The sequence below is a fragment of the Winogradskya consettensis genome, from assembly GCF_018332715.1.
Classification (GTDB): Bacteria; Actinomycetota; Actinomycetes; order Mycobacteriales; family Micromonosporaceae; genus Actinoplanes; species Actinoplanes consettensis.
This window is the reverse complement of record NZ_BOQP01000030.1, coordinates 23,692-47,281: the sequence shown is the minus strand read 5'-3', so window position 1 is coordinate 47,281 and position 23,590 is coordinate 23,692. Positions and strand designations below refer to the sequence as shown.

Below are 23,590 nucleotides of genomic sequence, written 5' to 3'. Positions count from 1 at the left end.
ATTAGACTTCCGGTCCATGCTCACCATGCAGGACGCGCTCGCCCGGCTCACCGCGTACTGGACCGCTCAGGGGTGCCTGGTCGTCCAGCCGATGAACACCGAGGTCGGCGCCGGCACCCTCAACCCCGCCACGTTCCTGCGGGTGCTGGGCCCGGAGCCGTGGCGCGTGGTCTACACCGAGCCCTCGGTACGCCCGGACGACTCCCGTTACGGCGAGAACCCCAACCGGTTGCAGACCCACACGCAGCTGCAGGTGATCCTCAAGCCGGACCCGGGCAACTCGCAGGAGCTCTACCTCGGCAGCCTGGCCGCGATCGGGATCGACGTGGCCGCCCACGACGTGCGGTTCGTCGAGGACAACTGGGCGTCGCCGGCGCTGGGCGCGTGGGGTCTGGGGTGGGAGGTGTGGCTGGACGGGCTGGAGATCACCCAGTTCACGTACTTCCAACAGGCCGGTGGGCTCAACCTCGACCCGGTGAGCGTCGAGATCACGTACGGCATCGAGCGCATCATCATGGCGCTGCAGGGCGTCACCCACTTCAAGGACATCGAGTACGCCGCCGGCGTCAGCTACGGCGAGGTCTTCGGCCAGTCCGAGTACGAGATGTCCCGTTACTACCTCGACGACGCCGACGTCGCGGCAAACCGGGAACTGCTCGAGGTGTACGCCGCCGAGGCACAGCGCCTCATCGACGCGGGACTGCCCGTGCCCGCCCACACGTACGTCCTGAAGTGCTCGCACGCGTTCAACGTCCTCGACTCCCGCGGCGCCGTCTCCACCGCCGACCGGGCCGCCGAGTTCGCCCGGATGCGCCGCCTCGCCGGGGACGTCGCGAAACTGTGGGTGGCCCGCCGCGACGAGCAGGGGCACCCCCTCGGGCTCGCGGAGCCGCTGCCCGAGGCGATCGCCGCAGCACCCGCCGCGGACGGCGAGGACCAGCCACGCACGCTGGTCTTCGAGATCGGCACCGAGGAGCTTCCGCCGTCCGAGGCGCGCTCAGCGCGTACCTATGTGCAGAAGGAGCTGTCCGCCCAGCTGGAGCAGACCCGCCTGGAGCACGGCGAGGTCCGCGTGCACGCTACGCCGCGGCGCCTGATCGCGGTCGTGACCGGCGTGGCCGCGCGGGAGGCCGACTACACGCAGACGGTGAAGGGCCCGAAGACCACGGCACCGGAGAAGGCGCAGCAGGGTTTCGCGCGCTCCCAGGGCGTACCCGTCGAATCTCTGGAAACCGCCGACGTGAACGGCGTACCCCACCTCGTCGTGCAGAAACACGTCGCGGGAGGCGCCGCACTCACCGTCCTCACCCCCGTGCTCGCGAAGGTCGTCACCGGTCTGCGCGCCGCGAAGAACATGCGCTGGAACGACCCGAAGCTCGCCTTCAGCCGCCCGATCCGCTGGCTGGTCGCGCTCTGGGGCGACGAGATCATCCCGGTCGCGGTGGGGGCGCTGTCCGCCGGCCGCGAGACCCGGGTGCTGCGTACGGCCGCCGAGCCCGTCCTCACCGTCGCCTCCGCGGAGACGTTCATGGAGACCATCTCGATCAACGGCATCATCGCCGACCCCGAGGACCGGCGCGAGCTGATCGTCTCGGGCGCGCAAGAACTGGTGTACGGCGAGGGCCGCGTCGACGTCGCCGGCGAGAGCCCCCTGCTCGACCAGATCACCTATCTCGTGGAGCAGCCGACCCCGCTCCTCGGCACCTTCGACGAGCGCTACCTCGAACTGCCCGACGCCGTCCTCACCACGGTCATGCGCAAACACCAGAGATATCTCCCGGTACGCGCGGACGACGGCACCCTGCTCCCCATGTTCGTTACCGTCGCCAACGGCCCCGTCGACGTCGACCTGGTCCGCACCGGCAACGAGGCGGTCCTGCGCGCCCGCTACGAGGACGCCGCGTTCTTCTACCGCGCCGACCGCGCCCTCCCGATCGCCGACATGCGCGAGCGTCTGCACCGCCTGACGTTCACCGACAAACTCGGCTCGATGGCCGACCGCGCAGCCCGCATCAAGGCACTGACCGAGCAGCTCGCCACGACGGCATCGGTCTCCTCCGCGAACGCCGCCCACACCGCCCGCGCGGCCGAGCTGGTCAAATTCGACCTCGGCTCGCAACTCGTCACGGAGATGACCAGCCTGGCCGGCGTGATGGCCCAGGACTACGCCCTCAACGCCGGCGAGCTCCCCCAGGTCGCCCAGGCGATCCACGAGGCCGAACTCCCCCGCAGCGCCGGCGACGCGCTCCCGTCCTCCGTACCCGGAGCCCTGCTGTCCCTGGCCGACCGCCTGGACCTGATCACCGGCCTCGCCGCCACGGTAGGCCTCCCCACCGGCAGCAGCGACCCCTTCGCCGTCCGCCGCGCCGTCCTCGGCCTCCTCGCCGTCCACCGCGCCCACCCGGACCTGTCGGCCATCGACCTCTTCACCGCCCTCGACCTGTCAGCCGCCGAGCAACCGGTCAAGGTCGACCCCGCCACCCTCGACGCCACCCGCGACTTCCTCACCCGCCGCCTCGAACAACTCCTCACCGAGGAGGGCCACCCCGTCGACCGAGTCCGCGCGGTCCTGCCCCACGCCTCCCGGCCCGCGGTCGCCGACCTCTTCCTGGCCCAGCTGGGCCGCCTGGTCGCCACCCCGGACTTCCTCGCCCTGGCCGAAGCAATCCAGCGCGCCCGCCGCATCGTCCCGGCTGGCACGCCCGCCACCTACGACCCCGCCCTGCTCAAGGAACCCGCAGAGGTCACCCTCCACACCGCAGTCTCATCAGTACGCGCAGAGCTGCCCTCCGCCACCGACCTGTCCCGCTTCACCGAGGCAGCATTGCCACTGGTCGCCCCCGTCCACCAGTTCTTCGAGGACGTCTTCGTTATGGCCGACGACCCAGCCCTGCGCGCCGCCCGCCTGGGCCTCCTGGCCACCATCCGCGACCTGGGCAACGGCCTCCTCGACTGGCCGCAGCTGCGGCTGTAGATCTCCCACGACGGGCCGGCTCTTCTCAGCCCGTCCCACGGACGCGCTGACTGAGCCCGGCTGGCCAACCACTGGCTGGCCGGGTTGGCCTGGTCTGGCTGGCTGGGGTCTGGTGGGCTGGCTGGCTATGGCCGGGGCCGGCCGGGGCCGGCCGAGCAAGGTTGGGCTGGCCGGGCTGGCTTGCTGGCAAGGTTTGGTTGGGCTCGCTGGACCTGGTTGGGTTGGGTGGGAATGGGCTGGGTCGGGCAACTGGCCGGGCTGGTGAGGCCGAGCTGGCTGGGCGTCAGCGCTTGGCGTGGCTGGTCTGTAGCTGTCAGTCACGCCCGCCGAGGATATGCATGTCATGCGCAGACGAATATGCGCGAATTTGGCACGGGCGGCGCACGATTATGCGCCGCCCATGCCTATCTGTCGCACGATGTTGTGGCCAATCCGATTGGGTATACCGGCTGATTCCACTGAGTGAACCGGCCCACCCTGTTCAGCACCCACCCTGATCAGCACCCACCCTGATCAGCACCTATCCGGGTCAGCGGCCATCCGGGTCAGCACCTATCCGGGTCAGCGTGGGCCAGTTGCGTGACCGGATCAGCGGCCGAAGGAGAATCGGCGCTTCTTCTGGCGGCCGAAACGGCCCTGGAGCGTGTCCGCGCCCTTGCGTAGCATCCGGGTACCGCGGCTGGGTCCCCGGCGGGCCTCCACGGCGTCACTGAGCTTGCGCGCGCCGAACGCCGCAAGCGGAACCGCCACCGCCATGATCGCGTAGCGCCTGATCAGGTTGAACAGCATGCCGACCTCCGTATGACCACCGGACGAACCGGATGCCGTCCTGCCCTGGGCATACCCCTGCCCGCCCTTGATCAGTCCTTCCCCCCGGCCGCAAAGCCGAAGGCGGCGACGAGCAGGGCGGCGACACCGCCAGCGGACAATCAGCCGCGCCAAGCCGGACCGATCATCGGGAGGCCGAAATTCGCTGTCGCCGGATGATTGCGGGGTCGTAGTCTGGCGGACTTTGCCGACAACGGAGGTTGAGTTGACCGAGTTCCCGCAGGACATCACCGAACGCATCGTGGGCACCCCGGAGCAGGAAGCCGAGGGCGTGGTCGGTCCGCCCCCGAAACAGTGGGTCGGCCCGGTGACCATCGTGGACTACGACCCGTCCTGGCCGGACCGCTACAACGCCCTGCGACCCCCGATCGACGCGGCGCTGGGCGATTTGATCATCAGCGCCGGCCACATCGGATCCACCTCCGTGCCGGGCCTGGCCGCGAAACCCGTCATCGACATCGACGTGGTCATCGACGACACGGAGGACGAGTCCCGCTACGTGCCGCCCCTGGAGCGTATCGGCTACCGACTTTTGCTCCGCCACCCCTGGTGGCAGGGCCACCGCATGCTCATCAACGCCGACGCAGACGTCCACCTGCACATCTGGCCCCACGACGCCGCCGAACCCGTCCGCCACCGCCTCCTGCGCGACTGGCTACGCACCCACCCCGAGGATCGTGACCTCTACGCCACCACCAAGCAACACCTCGCCCGCGAGACAGCCGACCGCCCCGAGGACTACACGATGGCCAAGAACACCGTCATCGACGCCATCTTCACCCGCATCTTCGCCGCCCACCCGGCCCTGAGGCCCACCCAGTCCTGAGACCTGGGCCCGGTGGGTGTCCGAGGTGTGGATGACCAGGGGGTGACCCCAGCCCTGCGGCCTGCCCAGCCCTGAGGCCCGCTCGGCCTCGGGAGACGTTCGGCCTCGGGACGTTCCCGGCCCGAACTCGCTCGGCCCTGAGGCCTGACCAGCCCTGGAGCCCGTCTGGCCTTGGGTTCGCCCGGCCTTGGGGCCTGCTCGGCCTCGGAGCCCCGCCTGGCGTTGAAGCCCAGCCTGGCGTTGACGTCCCGCTTGGCGTTGACGCCCTGCCTGGTCTTGAGGGCGGCCTGGTCTTCAGGGCGGCGGCCTGGCCCCGAGGCGCGCTCGGTCTTAGGACGTGCTCAGGTTTGAGGCGCGTTGGGCGGCCTCGAGGGCCGGGTTGTTACGAGGCCGCCAGCGCGTTCTGGCTGTGGGGTCGGGGTGCGGGTGGGTCAGGCTGCTCGGGGGAGGTGGGCGGGGAGGGCGAGGGTGAGGCGTTCGAGGGTTTCGGCGTCCGGGGTGTATTGGGCGTGCAGGGTGAGGTCGGGGAGGTGCCAGCGGTCCCAGGGGCCGTTGGGTGCGGCGAAGCGGTCGCGGTAGGGGGTGCCGGTTTCGTCGGGGCGGCCGAGCATGGGGATCATGCGGGAGCGGCGGGGGACGCTGCCTGCTCCGGCGGGGAGGGTGCCCTGGAACGGGGTGAAGCCGTCGGTGGGCAGGAAGTGCAGGACGACGGTGGTGACCAGGCCGTGGGCGTCGGCGGCGAGTTCCACTCCGGCTGACGGGGAGCGGTAGGCGCGGGAGAGGCCGGTGCCCGTGCGGGGGAGGAGGGCGTACTCCTGGCAGATGCTCTGGACTCTTGCTTCCAGGACCGTGCGGCCGAGGAGTTGGGTCAGGTCGGGGCGGCCGACCTTGCGTGCGGTGGTGAGCGGGCCGGGGTTGCGTTGCGGGGCCGCGGGGTTGAAGACCGGTTCGTTGGAGCCGCGCGGCGCGGTGTGAAAGGCAGCCCGGCGTGTACGGAATCCCACGTTGTCCACCGTAGGCGGTACGAACGAGTGCGCGGAAGGCGTACCCGTAGATCCTTTCGGTGGCGTTTGCCCGGACGTCACGGCGACTTCGCCCGGGGGTCGCGCTGGTGGCCTGGACTGCTGCGCGGGAGGTCAGCGGGTGTCGCCGGCCGGGAACGTTGGAGGAGATCGTGGCAGATCGCCGACAGGTGCTGCGGCTGGGTGCTCTCGCGGCGGGGGCGCCGGCCGTGCTGGGAGCCACCGCGTCACCCGCACTGGCGGGAGGGCACCGGCCCCCGTCTCTGGTCGTCGGGCACCGCGGGGCTTCCGGCTACCGGCCCGAGCACACCCTGGCATCGTACGAGCTGGCCGCGCGGCTGGGCGCCGACTTCATCGAGCCGGACCTGGTGTCCACCAAGGACCACGTACTCGTGGCCCGGCACGAGCCGGAGATCGGTGGCACCACCGACGTGGCGTCGCGGCCCGAGTTCGCCGCACGCAAGCGGACCGTCCTGCTCGACGGGATCTCGGTCACCGGATGGTTCACCCATGACTTCACGCTCGCGGAGCTGAAGACGCTGCGCGCGACCGAGCGCATCCCGGCCGTACGCCAGCACAACACCCTCTACAACGGCCTGTTCCCGGTGCCGACGTTCCAGGAGATCCTCGACCTGCGCAAACGCCTGTCGAAGGAGCTGGACCGCGAGATCGGCGTCTACCCGGAGACCAAGCACCCGACGTACTTCCGGGAGCTCGGCCTGGACCTCGAGACCCCCCTGGTGCAGGTTCTGCGCCGCAACGGCCTCGACCGCGCCGACGCCAAGGTCTTCGTCCAGTCCTTCGAGGCGAAGAACCTGGAGGCACTCCGCGAGGACTACCGGCTGCGCGCCCCGAGCATCTTCCTCACCAGCGCGACCGGCAGCCCGTTCGGCGACACGAGGACGTACGCCGAATACCTCACCCCGGCCGGCCTGAAGAAGCTCGCCCGCTACGCCGACGGCATCGGCCCGGACAAGAGCCAGGTCATCCCCCGCAAGGCCGACGACACCCTGGGCGAGCCGACCACCCTGGTCAAGGACGCCCACGCCGCCGGCCTCAAGGTCATGCCCTACACGTTCCGCGCCGAGAACACGTTCCTGCCCGCCGACTACCGCGTCGGCACCGACCCCGCCGCCTACGGCCGTGCCATCGACGAACAGGTCACCTTCCTCAAAACCGGCCTCGACGGCCTCTTCACCGACCAGGCCGACATCGGCGTCCTCGCCCGCAGCGCCACTTACGCCCACGTCTGACCCTGAACGTACGCCCGGAGCACGCGCTCCGGCCCGGCGGACTTCGCCGCGTGCTCCGGCCCGGCGGACTTCGCCGCGTGCTTCGGCCCGCCGGGGTTCGGCCCGTGCTTCGGCCCGCCGGGGTTCGGCCCGTGCTTCAGGTCCGGCTGGGTTCGGCCCGTGCTTCAGACCGGGGGTGAGCACCGCGTGCTTCCGGGCGGGCGGACTTCGCCGGGTGGTTGTGCTCAGCCCGGGGGGATCCGGCGGGCGAGTTCCGTGCGGGAGCGGACGCCGAGGCGGGCGTACACGTTGCGCAGGTGGTGGTCGACGGTCCGGGGGCTGAGGTAGAGCTGCTGGGCGATCTCCCGGTTGGTGGCCCCGGCCGCCACCATCCGGGCGATCCGGTCCTGCTGCGCGGTCAGGCCGGTGGTGCCGGGTTGTTCCGGGGACGCGGAAGCTCCGCCCGACCCTGGTTGATGCGTCATCGCGGGACCTCCCGAGGTCTGTGGTTGATGCGTCATCGCGGGACCTGCCGGGGCCTGTGGTTGATGCGTCATCGCGGGACCTCCCGCCGCCAGTGGTTGATACATCACCGCTGGGCTTCCGGCTGACCGCGGTTGATACGTCATCGCGGGGGCGCCGGCGGCACGTAGGTGTTGCGTCGCCTCGGCGGCCCAGGGGCCCGCTCCAAGCGCGGTGAAGGCAGCGGCGGCGGCGTGCAGGTGTGCCCGGGCGGCTCCCGGTTGCCGGTGGCGGCGCAGGTGCCGTCCGTACAGCAGTTCGGTGTGTGCCCGCGCGAAGTCGGTGTCCCCGCGGTCGTGCTCCCGCAGGGCCTCCCGGAACAGGTCGGCGGCGTCGTCCGGGTCGGCGGCGAGCAGGGCCCGGCTGCGCGCCCGCAGTGCCAGCCAGGGGGCACGCCCGGTTGCCGAGGCCCACCGTTCGAACTGGTCGAAGGCCTGGCTCACCACCGGTGCATCGAGGCCTTCAGTCGCGTCGAGGTGCCAGCGACCCTCGGTCGCGTCCAGGAGCCGGTGGCCTTCCGCTGCGCCCGGGTTACGGCGGCCTGGAGCCGCGGTGGGTTCCCCGAGGGATACCTCCGCGGCCGCCAGGGCCTCGATGAGGTGGGGGGTCGCGGCGACCTGCAGGACCGCGTTGCCGCGTCCGGACGGCGTCACCAGGATCCGGGCGAGGCGTGCCACCGTTGCCGCGGGCCGTCCTTCGATCAGGTCCAGCAGCCCCAGCGCCCATTCGCAGAGCGCCCGTGCCTGTCCCGGCCCGGTGCTGCTGTCGGCGGCCCCGGCCCGGTGCACCCGGTGCAGCGTGGTCGCCCGGTCGCCGCGCAGTGCCGCGAGGACGGCGAGGATGCCGAAGTGGACCTCGGCGAGCGCGGGCTGCCCGGTGCGCAGTGCCTCGTCCGCGCCTTCGACCGCCGCCAGTTCCGCGTCCGGGTAGCGGCCGCCGGCGAGCCCGGCGAACGCGGCGGCTTCGAGGGCCCGCGGCACCGTCGCGGTCTCGCCGTTCAGCCGGGCCAGCCGGACACCGCGGGTGGCGAGCGCGTACGCGGAGTCGCCCGCTCCGGCGAGCACCCCCGCGGTCGCCGCCCGGATCAGCTCGTCGGGCCGGTCGCTCACGCCGGCCCGGGTCGTCGCGGCGTGCAGGTGGGCGATGCCGGTGCGCGGGTCGTCGGCGTACAGCGCGGTCAGACCGGCGACGAGGTCCTCGGACGTGCTGCCCGGGCCGGAGCGCCGGTCGAGGACGTGCCGGGCCACCTCGACATAGCGCTCGTGGTCGCCGGCCCGGTGCACGACCTCGGTGGCGAGCAGCAGCGCGTCGAGGGCGCTCTCCCGGGGGAGCTGCCCGGCGGCGCTGAGCAGGTCGTCGACTGCGGACCCGTCGGCGTGGACGGCGATCTCGGCGGCCAGCCCGCGGACGCGTACGCGCAACCTGGGTTCATGGGCGACCCGCCGCAGCAGCTTGCCGGCCTCTGCCGGGCGACCCGCCAGCCAGACCTGCCGTGCGGCGGCCAGCAGCGCGTCGGCCCGGACCGTGGCGTCGGTGGTGAGCCGGGCGGCGTGGCGCAGGGCAGCGGCGGCGAGCGGGGGAGGCGTACGGTCCGCGAGCTCCAGCAGGTCGGCGGCGAGCCCGTCGTCGGAGCCGGAAGCAGCGTACGCGAGCCGGAGCAGTGCTCTCGGCGTACGCGGCCTTTTCTGCATGAACTGTGCATAAATCATGTAGACAAGTGTCGATGTTTGCCGATGCCGGCTCAAGGCCGGTGATTTCACCGATGTGTCATTTCTGTTTCGGCAGCAGGCTGCGAGGCATCCCGTTCCCTCCCTGGAGGTTTCATGCGCCGGATGTTCGCAGTCCTGATCGCCGTCGTGACCGCCCTGGTCGCCATCCCCGCCGCCCCCGCCCTGGCGGCCCCGGGCACCCCGGTCGTCTTCGTGCACGGCTACACCGGAAGCGCCTCGAACTGGACGACCGCCATCTCGCTCTTCCGGGCCGGCGGCTACAGCAGCAGCGAGCTGTTCGCGTACGAGTACAACTCCTACGGCAACAACATCCAGAACGCCCAGGGCCTGGCCACCTATGTCAGCCAGGTCCGCAGCCGCACCGGGGCAGCCAAGGTCGACATCGTCAACCACTCCATGGGCGGCCTCGTCACCCAGTGGTACGTCAAGCAGCTCGGCGGCGCCCAGTACGTCAACCACGTGGCCTCACTCGCCGGCGCCAACCACGGCACGACGTACGCGAGCGCCTGCCTGATCTACGTCACCTGCCAGCAGATGTACCCGGGCTCGTCCTTCATCAACACCATCAGCGCGGGCGACGAGACCCCCGGCCCGACGACATACGCCACCTGGTACTCCCCGTGCGACGGCATCATTATCCCGTACACGAGCACGACCCTGAGCGGCGCGACCAACAACTACGTCGCCTGCGAGACCCACATCGGCTACCTCACCGACACGTCCGTCCTGACCGCGGTCCGCAACTTCCTGCGCTGACCGGACCGACCTGACGAGGGCCGTACCCCGCGAGGGGTGCGGCCCTCCGCGTGCCCACGTTCGGCTGCCCCTGGTTGTTCTCCGACGGCGGGGCGCGCGAAGATCAGGGCCGGGCCAACGGGGGAGGAACGATGACGGCGATCGTGGGGCTGGAGTCGAAGGGGAAGGTCTTCATCGGTGGGGACAGTGCCGGGGTGGCCGGGCTGAGTCTGACCGTGCGGGCCGACACCAAGGTCTTCCGCAAGGACAGTTACATCTTCGGGTTCACGACGTCGTTCCGGATGGGGCAGCTGCTGCGGTATTCGCTGGCGCCGCCGTCGCCGGTCGGGAACCTCGACGCGTTCATGGCGACCACGTTCGTGGACGCGCTGCGGGACTGTCTCAAAGCGGGTGGCTGGGCGACGAAGGAGAGCGAGCGGGAGGTCGGGGGCACGTTCCTGGTCGGGGTGCAGGGGCGGCTGTTCACGGTCTACGACGACTACCAGGTGGCCACCGCCGCTGACGGGTTCGCGGCCGCCGGGTCCGGGGACGAGATCGCGCTCGGGGCGCTCTACGCCACCGCGGGGACCGGGCTCAAGCCCCGGAAGCGGGTGTTGCGGGCGCTGGCGGCGGCGGAGCGGTTCAGCGGTGGCGTACGCGGCCCGTTTATCTGCTTGAAGGGGTGAATATCTTTAGCGTGTGGTTGCCGCGCTCGAGCTCTATCTGGACACTGACACGACCCGCCGGCTGAAGACGCTGTGGCGCGCCCTGGAGGCGGAGGGGATCCCGACCATGGGATCGCTCAACGAGCGGCACCGGCCGCACGTGTCGCTCGCCGCCGCGCGCACACTTCCGCTGGAAGCGGTGGCCGGGGCGCTCGACGGGATGGCCGTGGGGCGGGGGCTGACGCTCGACATGGATTTCGCGGGGCAGTTCGTCGGGCGGGTGCTGTGGCTGGGCATCGTGCCGACCGCCGCGCTGCTGAACCACCATCAGGACGTGCACGACCGGCTGGTGAAGGCCGGGGTCGAGGTCTGGGATCAGTACGCCCCCGGGCGGTGGGTCCCGCACTGCACCGTCTCCCTGCGGGTGCCGAACCCCATGATGGCCCCGGCGATCCGGCGCTGCCTCGAGATGCTGCCGCTCAAGGCGCACGTCACCGGGGCGGCGCTGACCGACCACGCCAACGACATCTCCCACCCGTTGAGTTGAGCTGAGAGGGGTGGCGTGGACGAGCTCCGGGACGCCTACGACACGATCGCCGTCGCGTACGACGAGCAGCTGCGAGACGAGTTGTCTCACAAGCCTCTCGACCGGGCGTTGCTGACGGCGCTCACGGAGCTGGCCGGCGAGGGCACGATCGCGGACGTCGGGTGCGGGCCCGGGCACGTCACGCGGTTCCTGGCCGGGCTGCACCCCGACGTCCTGGGCGTCGACCTGTCGCCGAAGATGATCGCGATCGCCCGCCGGCACGCGCCGCGGATCCCGGGCACGGTCGCCTCGATGCTGGCGCTCCCGGTGGGGGACAGTGCCTGGGCGGGCGCGGCGGCGATGTACTCGATCATCCACCTCGGCGCGGCCGAGCGGGCGCGGGCCTTCGCCGAGCTGGCCCGGGTGCTGCGGGACGGCGCCCCGCTGCTGGTGGCCTTCCACATCGGCGACGAGCCGGTGCACCTGACGACGTGGTTCGGCGCGGACGTCGACGTGGACGTGCACTTCCTCGACCCCGTCGCCGTCCGGGCCGACCTGGTCGCCGCCGGCTTCGACGTCGTCGCCGAACTGACCCGCGAGCCCCTGGACCCCGCCGAGTTCCCGAGCCGCCGCGCGTACCTGATGGCCATGATTCACAAACCGGGCGGAGCGTGGCAGGGTCCTTAAGCTGTGACCTCTCCACTCTCCTGGCCGCCGTTCGCCTGGCTGGCCCGGCACGACCCGCAGCTCGCTGCCGTGCGGCGTGCTGCCCGCGTCACCCTGGTCGCGTGCCTGGGCTTCTACTTCTGCCGGTACGCGCTGAGCAGTCCGGCGATGGCGCCGTACGCGCTGTTCGGGACCATCGCTCTGGGAATGTTGTCCCAGATCCCCGGCAATGCGAGGCAGCGGGCCCGGACCCTGCTCGCCGTGCTGCCCGTGACGTGGGTGCTGATCACGCTCGGCACGCTGCTGTCCGTGTCGAACTGGGCCGCGGCCGCCGGGATGTTCGTGCTCGGCTTCGCCGTCACGTTCGCGGGCGTCGGCGGGCCGCGGCTGGTCGGGCTCGCCACCGGGATGCAGCTGCTCTACATCCTGCCGTGTTTCCCGCCGTACGACCCGGGTGTGCTGCCGGAGCGCCTCGCCGGGGTCTCCCTGGCCGTCGTGCTGCTGGCGGTCGCCGAGGTGGTGCTCTGGCCGGGCCCGCAGCCGGTGCCGTACCGGGAGCGTCTCGCCGACGCCGTGGACGCCCTCGCCGGTTGTCTCGCCGTCATCGCCGACCACTGGGACGGCGACCCGCGCGGTAAGGAACGGCTCGCCGCGCTGCTGCCCGACGCCACCGAGGCCGGTGACGCGCTGCGGCCCTCCCGGCTGCCGGTCACCCAGCGGCCCGCGTCGGCGGGGCGGCGGGACCGGGCGCTGAGCTCCGCCTCCGCGACGACGCGGCTGGTGCTCGGCCGGGCCGTCGACCTCTACTTCACCGATGACACGGACGCGGTCAGCCTCCCCGCCGCGGCCCGGCTGCTGCGCGAGACCGCGTCGTGCGCCTCCGCCGCCGGGGCGTGGCTGCGGGGTCAGGGCGAGGTGCCCGACACGGACCGGATCGCCGGGGCGCTGGCACACTTCCGGGCCGAGCGGGAGGCCGAGGACCCGTCCGGGGTGGCACCCGAGCGGCTCCGGCTCGGCTCACTGGCCCTGAGCCTCGGGGAGTGGACCAAGTCGCTCGTGACCGAGCTGCGGATCGTCGCGAGGGCACCGCTGCGTGCGGACGTCCAAGGCCCCTATTGGTACGCGTCCCGCCCGGCACCGTCACTCTGGTGGCACCGGCTGCGCGAGAACCTGACCCCGCGCTCGGTCTACTTCCAGGGTGCCCTGCGCCTGGCCGCCGCCCTCGCCGTCGCGCGCCTGCTCGCCGGAGAGCTCGACCTGTCGCACGGCTTCTGGGTGCTGCTCACCATCCTGACCGTGTTGCGCACCTCGGCGGCGGAGACCCGCTCCGCTCTGCGTCCCGCCCTGACCGGCACGGTGATCGGCTCGCTAGCGGCCGCCGTGCTGCTCGTCTACGGCACCGACCCGACGCTCTACGCCATCGCCCTGCCCCTGGTCATGTTCGTCGGCAACGCCGCCGGCCCGCTGCTCGGCCAGGGCTGGGCGCAGGCCCTGTTCACGCTGGTCATCACGCTTGTCTTCGCGCAGCTCGCCCCGACCGACTGGCACCTCGCCGAGGCCCGGGTGCTGGACGTGGCGGTCGGTGCGCTGGTGGGCGTACTCATCGGCTTGTTCGCCTGGCCCCGCGGTGGCTCGGGCGAACTGCACCGCGCCACCGCCAACTTCCTCGCCGCCTCGTCCGCCGTGGTCCACGAGACGGTCGCGACGCTGTCCTCGATGACACCGCCCGGGCCGGCCCTGCCGCTCGCCCGGGAACAGGAACGGCTCGCCGAGGCGTCGTACGCGCTGTATCAGAGTGAGCGCCACGCCCCCGCGACGCTGGACTGGCAAGCCACGCTGATCGCGGGCAAGCACGCCGTACGCGGAGCCGAGGCCCTGCTGCGCGACTGCCCCACCGGCCGGCTGCTGCCCTGCGCCGCCCTGCTCACCCTGGCCACCGCCGACGTCGCCGGCCGCTTCGAGGCCACCGCCGAGGCCATCCGGTCCCACAGGCTCCCCCAGGTGCAGGACGACCCCGCCCCCGACCTGGGCTGGCCCACCGACCTGGGCCGCGACCTCTACCACCTGGCCGACCTCCGCGTCTGGCTCGACGGCCTCCGCGACGACCTCACCCGCGTCACCGGCCGCCCCGAACGCCAGGGCCCGGTCCCCGTCCCGCTCGCCTGACCCCGCCGAAGTCGAGCCGCGGCTCGACTTCAGGGCAGGCGGCGACCCCGGCCGCCTCCGCCGAGCGGTTGAAGATGAGTCACGACTCAGCTTGGCGAGACGTTACGGCGCTGCGTTGATGAGGGGTTGAAGATGAGTCACGACTCAGCTTGGCGGGACGTTACGGCGCTGCGTTGATGAGGGGTCGAAGATGAGTCGCGGCTCAGCTTGGGAGGGGCCGGGGTCAGCTGAGGGCGACGCCGCCGCCGGTGCGTTTGATGCGGTACATGGCGGCGTCGGCGCAGCGCATGAGGTCAGCGATGGTGGTGGCGTCGGCGGGGAAGAGAGCGATGCCGATGCTGACGCCGATGGCGATGGGCTGGTCGTCGACGGTGAAGGGTTCGCAGACGCGGGTGTGGATGCGTTCGGCGATGGTGATGGCGGATTCGGCGTCGGGGTCACCGGTGAGCAGGATGGCGAACTCGTCGCCGCCGAGGCGGGCGACGACGTCGTGGTCGCGGATGGCGGACTGCATGCGTTTGCTGACGGCTTGCAGGAGGGCGTCGCCGGCGTGGTGGCCGACCGTGTCGTTGACCTTCTTGAAGCCGTCCAGGTCGAGCAGGAGCAGCGCCATGCGGGTGCCGCCCGCGGTGGAGGTGGCGAGGTCGCGGTCGGCGCGGTCGAGCAGGTGGGTGCGGTTGGCCAGGCCGGTCAGGGCGTCGTGGTAGGCCTGGCGGGTCAGCTCGGCAACGTGCTTCTCCTCGGCCTGGCGCATCCGGGCGCCGTCGAGGATGAGGGCGCCCTCCATGGCCATCTGGTGGGCCAGGGTGCGGTCACGGCTGGTCCAGTGCCGGGGGCCGTCGATGTCGCCGCAGACCGCGACGCCGACCGGGCCGGCCGGGGACATCAGCGGGATGGCGATCAGGGAGCGCAGGCCCATGATGTGGGCGAAGCCGCCGGGGCGGACCTCGGAGCCGGTGATGTCGTCGATGAGCAGCGGGCCGTGGGCCTTGCGGGCGGCCTGCCAGATCGGTGATTCCTCGGCGAGCTGGCCGATCATGCGGCTGTGCAGCTCGTCGTTCTTCTCGGCGGTGAGGCCGATGCCGGCGACGTAGCGGATCCGGCCGTCCGGGCCGACCAGGTGCACCGCGGCCTGGGAGGTGCGGAACGCGTCGGCGGTCACCCGGGCCAGGAGCTCGCCGGCGGCCTCGATGGTCCGGGCCTGGGCGCCCTCCTCGAACAGGGTGCGGATCGTGTTCGTGGCGTGGGTCACGAACTGGCGGTGCACCTCGGCGGCGAGGACCTGCAGGGTGGCGGCGAGCTGGAGGGCGACACCCGCGGCGACGCTCTTGCGCAGTGCATCGAGCGAGTCCCCGGTCAGGACGAGGACGCCGAGGGTCTGGCCGCCCATCCGCAACCTGATCGCCGTACGGTCGCCTGCCCGCACCGGGGGACCGCTCGCGGCGACCCGGAAGACCTTGCCGGCGACCATCGGGTCGTCCTTCGCCACCGGTCCGCGGCCGGCGGCGACCCGCAGGCTGCCGTCGTCCGGGTCGAGGGTGAAGACGGTCATGGCGCGCAGCCCGCAGGGTTCACCCAGGCTTCGCTCGATGATTTCGAGGACGTGGTCCAGCGACGGGATGTTACTTGCGGTGACCTCGACGAGTTCGCTGAGCAGGAGCTGCTGCCCGTCGGTCGCGGGCCACGACGAAACCACGGCGGTGTCGCCGTTTGCTTGCGTAGGGCTGCGCAGGGTCACGAAATCAAGCATCGGCAGCCCCGGCGGCGTGTTGAGGGCTCCACCCATGGATAGTCCGGGGCACAGCCGGTGCGGGTGCGGATGACACGAAGGATTACCGTCTCTCCCGACCGGTCACCGGGAGCCCGGTCGCGACGAGAGGGAGTGCGGCTATGAAGGTGTGCGTCGTCGGAACCGGCTACGTGGGTCTCACGACCGGCGTGTGCCTGGCCTTTCTCGGGCACGACGTCACCTGCGTCGACCTCGACCAGGCGAAGGTCGACCTGCTCAGCGGGGGTAAATCGCCGATCTACGAGCCGCACATGGACGCGCTGCTCGCCGACGCGTCCGAGCGCCTGCACTTCACCACCGACTACGGCAGCGCGGTGCCGGACGCCGAGGTGGTCTTCATCGCGGTGCAGACGCCGTCGCTGCCCGACGGCAACCCGGACCTCAAGTACCTGAGGTCCGCCGCGGAGAGTGTCGGTGCGCACATCGGCGGTGACTTCACCGTCGTCGTGAACAAGTCGACCGTACCCATCGGAAGCAGTAACTGGGTCGACTCGATCCTGCGCGAGTCTTTCGAGCGGACCAACGAGCGCCGCAGCGACGGCGAGTTCTCCGTCGCCTCGAACCCGGAATTCCTGCGCCAGGGCGCGGCGATCCTGGACACGCTCTACCCGGACCGCGTGGTCGTCGGCTCGGACAACCCCCGCAGCCTCGACGTGCTCAACCGCCTCTACCGCACCCTGCTGAACCAGACGTTCACCCCGCCGACGTACCTGCCGCGCCCGGCCGAGATGGGCGCCGTGCCGATGGTGTCCAGCGACCTGGCGTCGGCGGAGCTCATCAAGTACGCGGCGAACGCGTTCCTGGCCCTCAAGATCAGTTTCGCCAACGAGATCGGCCAGCTCGCCGGCCGGGTCGGCGCCGACATCACCCAGGTCACCCGGGGCATCGGGCTGGACACCCGGATCGGGCCGCGCTTCCTGCAGCCCGGCATCGGCTGGGGCGGCTCCTGCTTCGGCAAGGACACCGCGGCCCTGATCGCCACCGCGTCGGAGTATCACCACGACATGCCGATCGTCACAGCTGCGCGTACGGTCAACCAGCTCCAGCGCCGCCTCGTCGTGGACCGGCTCCTCGAGGAGCTGCGTATCCTCAAGGGCCGCCGGATCGGCCTGCTCGGGCTCGCGTTCAAACCCGACACCGACGACATGCGGGACGCCCCGGCCCTGGACATCGCCCGGATGCTGATCGACCGCGGCGCCCGGATTCGCCTGCACGACCCGGTCGCCGCCGACCGTTTCCGCCGCGAACAGCCCGACCTCGCGCCGTACCTCGCCGACGACGTCGCCGACGTGTTCGACGACAGCGACGCCGTGGTCCTGGTCACCGAGTGGGCGCAGTACCTCGACCTGGACTGGGGAAAGTTCGCCACCAGCATGCGCAAGCCGGTCATCCTCGACGGCCGGCACTGCCTCGACCCCGAGCGCCTCACCCGCCTCGGCTACCGCTACCTCTCGATCACGCGATAACAGCTTCCCGTCCCGTCCCGTCCCGTCCCGTCCCGTCCCGTCCCGTCCCGGCCCGGCCGTGCGGTACAGCTTGTTTCAGAGCGGCCGTGCGGTACAGCTTGTTTCAGAGCGGCCATGCGGTACAGGTTGTCTCAGAGCGGTCGTGCGGTACGGGTTGTCTCAGAACGGCCGCGCGGCCAGGGTCGCCATATGGCGACCGCCCCGTTGCCGACGTCTCGGGTGGCCGCCCGGTAACCAAGTGGCCACCCGGTAAGGATTAGCCGATCGCGTCGCGCCAGAGGCGGACGAGGTCGGCGTCGACCGGGGCGTTCCAGCTGCCACCGGGCCGCACCGCGCTGCCGGTATGAAACGCGCGCACCCCGGCATCCCGTAGCGGGGCGAGGTGCTGTTGCCGTAACCCGCCGCCGACCAGCAGCGGCGGGGTGGCGGACGCCTCGGTGAGCAGGGTCCCGAGGCCGTTCTCGACGCCCTTGGGGCTGCCGGCGGTGAGGACGCCGTCGAGGCCGGGCAGGCCGGCGAGGGCGGACCAGGCGGCGGTGCGGTCGGCGGCGTGGTCGATGGCGCGGTGGAAGGTCCAGCTGCAGCCGTCGATGGCCGCGAGCACGGTCGTCACCGCGGGGAGGTCGACGTTGCCCGCTTCGTCTAGGAAGCCGAGGACGAACTCCGAGGCTCCGGCTGAACGCAGGGCCGCGGCGGCGTGGGTGAGGGCGTCGGGGGCGCTCAGGGCGTACCCGTCATGGTCTCGCAGCATGACACGGACCGGGAGGTCGGTCGCGGCCCGGACCGACGCGAAGGTCTCGACGGCAGGGGTGAGGCCCTGGGCGCCTATGTCGGCGACCAGCTCGAGCCGGTCGGCGCCCCCTGCGGTGGCGGCACGGGCGTCGGCGGCGCTGAGCGCGATGACTTCCAAGATCGATTCCGGCACGCGCGCATCGTCCCATATCTGCCTGGGTGACCCGGGCCACCTGTCGCAGGATGTTGAAGCATGTCCATCTTTCAATAAAAGTGCCGCGTAATCTTGACGTTACGTGAGCAACGTTGTTGAAATGTGTGAGCTCCCACCCCTCGAAGGGAACTCGCGCATGATCAGACCTCTTGCCATGATCGCCGCCGCCACACTTCTGGGAACCGTCATCGCCTCGCCCGCCCAGGCCGCACCCGAGTGGCACAAGGGCATCCCGCCCATCGCGACACCGTGGACCGCCCAGGTTGGACCGTCCAACGCGCTGCCCGAGTACCCGCGCCCGCAGCTGGTGCGCGACAAGTGGCAGAACCTCAACGGCGTCTGGGAATTCGCCAAGGCCGAGACCGGTCAGGCGGTGCCCGCGGGCCAGTCGCTCGGCGAGCGCGTCCTCGTGCCGTACCCGATCGAGTCCGCGCTCTCCGGCATCCAGCGTCACGAGGACCGGATGTGGTACCGACGGACCTTCACCGTCCCCGCCGGCTGGAAGATCGGGAGCGGCCAGCGGCTGCTGCTGCACTTCGGCGCGGTCGACTACGACGCGAAGGTCTACGTCAACGGCACGCAGGTCGCCACCCACCGCGGCGGCTACGACGGCTTTGACATCGATGTCACCACGGCGCTCAAGGCCACCGGGCCGCAGGAGCTCATCGTCTGGGCCGAGGACCTCACCGACGCGACCGGCCAGCCGATCGGCAAGCAGCGCCGGACCAGCGACCGTGGCATCTTCTACCAGGGCAGCTCGGGCATCTGGCGTACCGTCTGGATGGAGCCCGTCGCCGCAGCGGCCGTCACCGATCTCGGGCTCACCCCGGACCTTGCCGGCAAGTCACTCAGGTTGACCGTCAATGTTGATTCCAATCAACCATTGACTGCACAGGCGAATCAACCATTGACCGTACGCGCCACAGCACGATCGAACGGTCGAGTCGTCGGCAGCGTCACCGGCGCCGCGGGCACGGAGCTCAAGGTCCCCGTCCCGAACGCCCACCTCTGGACGCCGGACGACCCGTACCTCTACGACCTCGACGTGACCCTGCTCAACGCCGGCCGTACCGTCGACACCGTCAAGTCGTACTTCGGCATGCGCGAGATCGGCACGAAGAAGGGCGCCGACGGCAAGCTCCGGATCGCGCTCAACGGCAAGATCTTGTTCAACATGGCCACCCTGGACCAGGGCTTCTGGCCGGACGGGCTGAACACCGCACCGACCGACGCGGGCCTCAAGTTCGACCTGCAGCAGCACAAGGTCATGGGGTTCAACGCGGTCCGCAAGCACATCAAGGTCGAGCCCGACCGCTGGTACTACTGGGCCGACAAGCTGGGCCTGCTGGTCTGGCAGGACATGCCCGCCGCGAACACCGGCCCGATCCCCGCGGAGTGGCGCGGGCAGTTCGAGGCCGAGCTGCACGAGCTGGTCCGTGAGCACCGCAGCTGGACCTCGATCATCGCCTGGGTGCCGTTCAACGAGGGCTGGGGTGAATGGGACCGCGCCGCCACCGGGCGCATCGCCGACGAGGTCAAGGCCCAGGACCCGAGCCGGCTCGTCAACGCGCACAGCGGCGTCAACTGCTGCAACTCGCACGGCGACTCCGGGCGCGGCGACGTCATCGACCATCACCAGTACCTCGGCCCGGCCACCCCGGCGCCCGACGCCACCCGGGTCTCCATCGACGGCGAGCACGGCGGGTTCGGGCTCAAGGTGTCCAACCACATGTGGTTCGGTGACGGGCAGGCGTACGAGATGGAACCGGACTCGGCCACCCTGACCGCCAAGTACGTCGCGAACCAGAAAGCGGTCATCGGCTCCGCGCAGTCCTGCGGCATCAGCGCGGCGATCTACACCCAGATCACCGACGTCGAGGGCGAGCTCAACGGCTTCTGGACGTACGACCGGCAGGTGGCCAAGATGGACCTCGCCCAGGTCCGCAAGGTCAACAAGGAGATCATCGCCAAGGCCGACGGCAGCGCCGCCAACACCCCGCAGCCGCCGCCGGGCACTCCCGGCCTGACCGGCATCGCGTTCTACCCGCTCGACGGCACGACCGAGGACACCGCCGGTGACCACGACGCCACCCTGGTCGGTGGTCCGGCCTACGGGGAGGGCAAGAGCGGGCAGGGCCTCACCCTCGACGGCTCGACTCAGTACGCCGACACGGGCGCCCCGGTGCTCAACACCGCCTCGGACTACACCGCCTCGGCGTGGGTGAAACTCGACAAGGCCGACGGAGCCTTCCAGACCGTGGTGAGCCAGGACGGGGCCAGCAACAGCGACTTCTTCCTGCAGTACTCGGGCGCCGACCAGCGGTTCGCGATGAGCTTCGCCGGCGTCCGGGCCCTCGCCCCCGCCAAGCCGGTCGTCGGCCAGTGGTACCACCTCGCCGGCGTCCGCGACTCGGCCAAGGGCGAACTCCGCCTCTACGTCGACGGCCAGCTCGCCGGCTCGGTCAGCGCCTGCACCGCCCAGGCCGCCCCCACCGGCAACACGGTCATCGGCCGCGGCAAGTACGGCGGCAACCCCGTCGACTACCTCGACGGCACGGTCGACCAGGTCCACCTCTACGACCGCGCACTGTCGGCGACCGAGATCGCGTCGCTGTACACCTCGGGCAACTGATCTGGACAGCTCGGGCAACTGATCGAGCACCGGGCCGGGCGTGGCAGTGTCGCGCCCGGCCTGCGTGTTTCTCACCCCGCGGGCTGGCTGGGTCGCCGGCGGTGAGTGCCGGCTGGGTGAGTTGCCCGCTGTGAGTGCCGGGTGGGTGGGTCGCTGGCTGTGAGTACCGGCTGGGTGGGTGGGTCGCTGGCTGTGAGTGCCGGCTGGGTGGGCCGGCGGCTCGAAGGGTCGGTAGTTGAGGGGGTTGGCAGGTGGGCGAGCCTGCGGGGGGCGAGCCGGCGGTTGTGTGGGATGGTCCTGCAGGAGACGCGCGGCCGGCGTTGTTCTGATTCTCCGTGACGACATCACGTGGTCTGTCGGGTTCGGCGGAAGGGATTTTCCATGGGCGAGGTAACCATCTGCAGCAGTTCGAAGTACTACGGCGTGGTGCAGTCGCTCGCCGGGGAGCTCGTCGATCGGCAGGTGGTCGTCAACACGCCGAGGTTCGATTTTGACGAGGAGATCGTCGAGGTCAGGGCCGAACAGAAGTGGGCTCTCACCCACGAATTCCTGGGGAAGGTCCGCCGCTCCGCGTGCATCTACGTCGTGGCGGAGGGCGGGTACACCGGGCGCAGCGTCTGCATCGAGATCGGGTTCGCGGCTGCTCTGGACATTCCCGTGTTCATCTCGGAACGGCCGCTGGAAGAAGCGGTCAACGCGTTGGTGAGCGAGGTCGTTAGCATTGACGATGCCCCTGACTTTCTCACCGGGTTGCTGAATACCGTCGAGCGTTCGTGACCTGCCCGGCCGGTGCCCAGGTGACTCACCGGCCGGTCACTCGGCCCACCGGCCGCCCCACCTGGCCGTGGCCTGCCCCGCCGCCCGGTCTATCCGCCCGCGGGCTTGTCGGGCCGGTCTGCCCGCCCGGCCCGCCCGCCCGGTCTGCCCACCCGCCCGGTCTGCCCACCCGCCCGGCCCGCCCGCCCGCCCGGTCTGCCCACCCGCCCGGTCTGCCCGCCCGGTCGGGCCCGCCCACCCGCGGGCTTGTCGAGCACGCCCGCCCGGTCAGCGCTTCTGACGGTTCGCGCCGGGACACCGCCCGGCCGGGACACCGCCCGGCTGGGTGACCGGTGAGCGGGTGGCTTTGCTGAGGAAAGTAATTGTTGCGGGGAGTTTCCACCAGGTAAATGATGTGGCTCTATGGATCATGCACGCTGGGACCTGGAGGCATAGTCATGTTGTCCGCGTTGGATCGCAGTCGTTCCGTGGCGCCGCCGGGGTTCAGCCGGTGGCTGATCCCGCCGGCGGCGCTGGCCGTTCACCTGAGTATCGGGCAGGTGTACGCCACCAGCGTCTACAAGAATTCTTTCATCTCGCACTTCGACTCGAGTGCGACGTCGGTCGGGGTGATCTTCAGTATCGCGATCGTGATGCTGGGGCTGTCCGCGGCGGTGGGTGGTACCTGGGTCGAGCGCAACGGGCCGCGTAAGGCGATGTTCGTCAGTGCGTGCTTCTGGGCGGCCGGGTTCCTCGTTGCCGCGCTGGGGATCAGCACGAAACAGCTGTGGCTCGTCTACCTCGGGTACGGCGTGCTCGGTGGGATCGGGCTGGGGATCGGGTACATCTCGCCGGTGTCGACGCTGATCAAGTGGTTCCCCGACCGGCCGGGGCTCGCGACCGGGCTGGCGATCATGGGGTTCGGCGGCGGGGCGCTGATCGCGAGTCCGTTGTCGCGTCAGCTGCTGTCGGCGTACGACTCCGGTTATGACCCGAATGTCGCCACGTCGGTGGCGTCGGGCGGGGCGCTGGTCGCGCTCTTCCTCACGCTGGGTATCGGCTACTTCGTGCTGATGATGTTCGGCGTGCTCAACATTCGCGTGCCCGCCGACGGATGGGTTCCCGAGGGGTTCGACCCGGCGACGATCAAGGCCAAGCCGCTGGTCACCACGGCCAGCGTGTCGGCGGCCAATGCGATCAGGACGCCGCAGTTCTGGTTGCTCTGGGTGGTTCTGTTCTGCAACGTGACCGCCGGCATCGGCATTCTCGAGCAGGCCAGCCCGATGATCCAGGACTTCTTCCGCGACGGTACGGGCGGCAAGTCCGCGGTCGCCGTCGGCGCGGCGGCCGGCTTCGTCGGGCTGCTGTCGCTGTTCAACATGGCCGGCCGGTTCGCGTGGTCGTCGACCTCCGACATCATCGGACGCAAGCGGATCTACATGGTCTATCTGGGCGTCGGCATGATCCTGTACGCGCTCCTTGCGTCGGTCGGGCACTCCGCGGTGGCGCTGTTCGTGCTCCTCGCGGGCGTGATCCTGTCGTTCTACGGCGGCGGCTTCGCGACGATCCCCGCGTACCTGCGGGACATGTTCGGCACGTTCCAGGTCGGCGCCATCCACGGCCGGCTGCTCACCGCCTGGTCGGCGGCGGGCGTCGCGGGACCGCTCATCGTCAACGGCTTCCTCGACTCGCAGGGCAAGCCCGGCACGCTGACCGCCTCGGCGTACCAGCCCGCGCTGTTCACCATGGTCGGCGTCCTGGCGGTCGGCTTCGTCGCCAACCTGCTGGTCAAGCCGGTAGCGGAACGCTTCCACGAGGCGAAGCCCGCGGAGCAGAAGGAGGCAGTCGCATGAGGTCCACCCCGTCGATCCGCCTGATCCTGTCCTGGGCCCTGGTCACCGTCCTGCTCGGGTACGGCATCATCCAGACCGCCATCACCGCGGCCAAACTGTTCAAATAGACACCGGCAATCAGAAGAGGCAGCGGCCGCCCGGTCGCTGCCTCTTTCCCTGCCTGCGTCATGGCCGGCCCGTGCCCGTGCCCTGCGACTCGCGCCTGCGCCCCGGGCCCGCGCCCCGTGCCCCGTGCCCCGCGACTCGCGCCCGCGCC

The 23,590-nt window shown here is 70.8% G+C and carries 18 protein-coding genes; 13 read left to right on the top strand and 5 right to left on the bottom strand.

Features of this window, described 5'->3' with window-relative positions:
- The first annotated feature begins 16 nt into the window (after positions 1-16).
- The gene (locus tag Aco04nite_RS26955) at positions 17-2,974 is read left to right on the top strand and encodes a glycine--tRNA ligase (protein ID WP_213000049.1); all 2,958 of its coding nucleotides are present in this window, start codon (positions 17-19) and stop codon (positions 2,972-2,974) included.
- 588 nt (positions 2,975-3,562) lie between these two features.
- On the opposite strand, the gene Aco04nite_RS26950 is transcribed toward Aco04nite_RS26955, so the two are convergent.
- Positions 3,563-3,763, bottom strand: coding sequence for a hypothetical protein (locus Aco04nite_RS26950; protein ID WP_203839613.1), 201 nt, complete (start codon positions 3,761-3,763; stop codon positions 3,563-3,565).
- A 244-nt stretch (positions 3,764-4,007) separates the two neighbouring features.
- Here Aco04nite_RS26950 and Aco04nite_RS26945 point away from each other — a divergent pair, with 244 nt between their 5' ends.
- Entirely contained in the window at positions 4,008-4,628 is a 621-nt protein-coding gene (locus tag Aco04nite_RS26945) for a GrpB family protein (protein ID WP_213000048.1), read from the top strand.
- Positions 4,629-5,059: 431 nt separating this feature from the next.
- Here Aco04nite_RS26945 and Aco04nite_RS26940 read toward each other — a convergent pair whose 3' ends face one another.
- A complete protein-coding gene (locus Aco04nite_RS26940) occupies positions 5,060-5,632 on the bottom strand; it encodes a DUF6392 family protein (RefSeq protein WP_213000047.1) in 573 nt (190 codons plus the stop codon).
- A 170-nt stretch (positions 5,633-5,802) separates the two neighbouring features.
- Between Aco04nite_RS26940 and Aco04nite_RS26935 the strand changes: the two genes are divergently transcribed.
- Positions 5,803-6,903, top strand: coding sequence for a glycerophosphodiester phosphodiesterase (locus Aco04nite_RS26935; RefSeq protein ID WP_213000046.1), 1,101 nt, complete (start codon positions 5,803-5,805; stop codon positions 6,901-6,903).
- Between the two features lie 224 nt (positions 6,904-7,127).
- On the opposite strand, the gene Aco04nite_RS26930 is transcribed toward Aco04nite_RS26935, so the two are convergent.
- A complete protein-coding gene (locus tag Aco04nite_RS26930; RefSeq protein WP_213000045.1) occupies positions 7,128-9,113 on the bottom strand; it encodes a response regulator transcription factor in 1,986 nt (661 codons plus the stop codon).
- Between the two features lie 123 nt (positions 9,114-9,236).
- Between Aco04nite_RS26930 and Aco04nite_RS26925 the strand changes: the two genes are divergently transcribed.
- The 5 genes from Aco04nite_RS26925 (at position 9,237) to Aco04nite_RS26905 (ending at position 13,892) form a co-directional block, all read left to right on the top strand.
- A complete protein-coding gene (locus Aco04nite_RS26925; protein WP_213000044.1) occupies positions 9,237-9,890 on the top strand; it encodes an esterase/lipase family protein in 654 nt (217 codons plus the stop codon).
- 131 nt (positions 9,891-10,021) lie between these two features.
- A complete protein-coding gene (locus tag Aco04nite_RS26920) occupies positions 10,022-10,555 on the top strand; it encodes a hypothetical protein (RefSeq protein WP_213000043.1) in 534 nt (177 codons plus the stop codon).
- Between the two features lie 13 nt (positions 10,556-10,568).
- Positions 10,569-11,081, top strand: a complete 513-nt coding sequence (locus Aco04nite_RS26915) for a 2'-5' RNA ligase family protein (protein ID WP_213000042.1) — start codon at positions 10,569-10,571, stop codon at positions 11,079-11,081.
- A 15-nt stretch (positions 11,082-11,096) separates the two neighbouring features.
- On the top strand, positions 11,097-11,747 hold the full coding sequence (locus Aco04nite_RS26910; protein ID WP_213000041.1) for a class I SAM-dependent DNA methyltransferase: 651 nt from the start codon (positions 11,097-11,099) through the stop codon (positions 11,745-11,747).
- Between the two features lie 3 nt (positions 11,748-11,750).
- Positions 11,751-13,892: an FUSC family protein gene (locus tag Aco04nite_RS26905; protein WP_213000040.1), complete on the top strand. Its 2,142-nt coding sequence runs from the start codon at positions 11,751-11,753 to the stop codon at positions 13,890-13,892.
- Positions 13,893-14,115: 223 nt separating this feature from the next.
- Here Aco04nite_RS26905 and Aco04nite_RS26900 read toward each other — a convergent pair whose 3' ends face one another.
- The gene (locus tag Aco04nite_RS26900; RefSeq protein WP_244876325.1) at positions 14,116-15,630 is read right to left on the bottom strand and encodes a sensor domain-containing diguanylate cyclase; all 1,515 of its coding nucleotides are present in this window, start codon (positions 15,628-15,630) and stop codon (positions 14,116-14,118) included.
- Positions 15,631-15,782: 152 nt separating this feature from the next.
- Between Aco04nite_RS26900 and Aco04nite_RS26895 the strand changes: the two genes are divergently transcribed.
- Entirely contained in the window at positions 15,783-17,147 is a 1,365-nt protein-coding gene (locus tag Aco04nite_RS26895; RefSeq protein ID WP_203839602.1) for a UDP-glucose dehydrogenase family protein, read from the top strand.
- A gap of 256 nt (positions 17,148-17,403) precedes the next feature.
- Here Aco04nite_RS26895 and Aco04nite_RS26890 read toward each other — a convergent pair whose 3' ends face one another.
- The gene (locus Aco04nite_RS26890) at positions 17,404-18,072 is read right to left on the bottom strand and encodes a copper homeostasis protein CutC (RefSeq protein ID WP_213000038.1); all 669 of its coding nucleotides are present in this window, start codon (positions 18,070-18,072) and stop codon (positions 17,404-17,406) included.
- 157 nt (positions 18,073-18,229) lie between these two features.
- Between Aco04nite_RS26890 and Aco04nite_RS26885 the strand changes: the two genes are divergently transcribed.
- The 4 genes from Aco04nite_RS26885 (at position 18,230) to Aco04nite_RS50265 (ending at position 23,441) form a co-directional block, all read left to right on the top strand.
- Positions 18,230-20,725, top strand: coding sequence for a LamG-like jellyroll fold domain-containing protein (locus tag Aco04nite_RS26885; RefSeq protein WP_213000037.1), 2,496 nt, complete (start codon positions 18,230-18,232; stop codon positions 20,723-20,725).
- Positions 20,726-21,106: 381 nt separating this feature from the next.
- Positions 21,107-21,502 (top strand): hypothetical protein, encoded by a 396-nt coding sequence (locus Aco04nite_RS26880; protein ID WP_213000036.1) that lies wholly within the window; start codon positions 21,107-21,109, stop codon positions 21,500-21,502.
- Positions 21,503-21,939: 437 nt separating this feature from the next.
- Positions 21,940-23,334 carry an OFA family MFS transporter gene (locus tag Aco04nite_RS26875; protein ID WP_213000035.1) on the top strand — a complete coding sequence of 465 codons (1,395 nt, stop codon included), beginning with the start codon at positions 21,940-21,942 and terminating at the stop codon, positions 23,332-23,334.
- The gene (locus Aco04nite_RS50265) at positions 23,331-23,441 is read left to right on the top strand and encodes an MFS transporter small subunit (RefSeq protein WP_438874835.1); all 111 of its coding nucleotides are present in this window, start codon (positions 23,331-23,333) and stop codon (positions 23,439-23,441) included. The genes Aco04nite_RS26875 and Aco04nite_RS50265 overlap by 4 nt, the downstream gene beginning before the upstream one ends.
- Positions 23,442-23,590 lie beyond the last annotated feature (149 nt).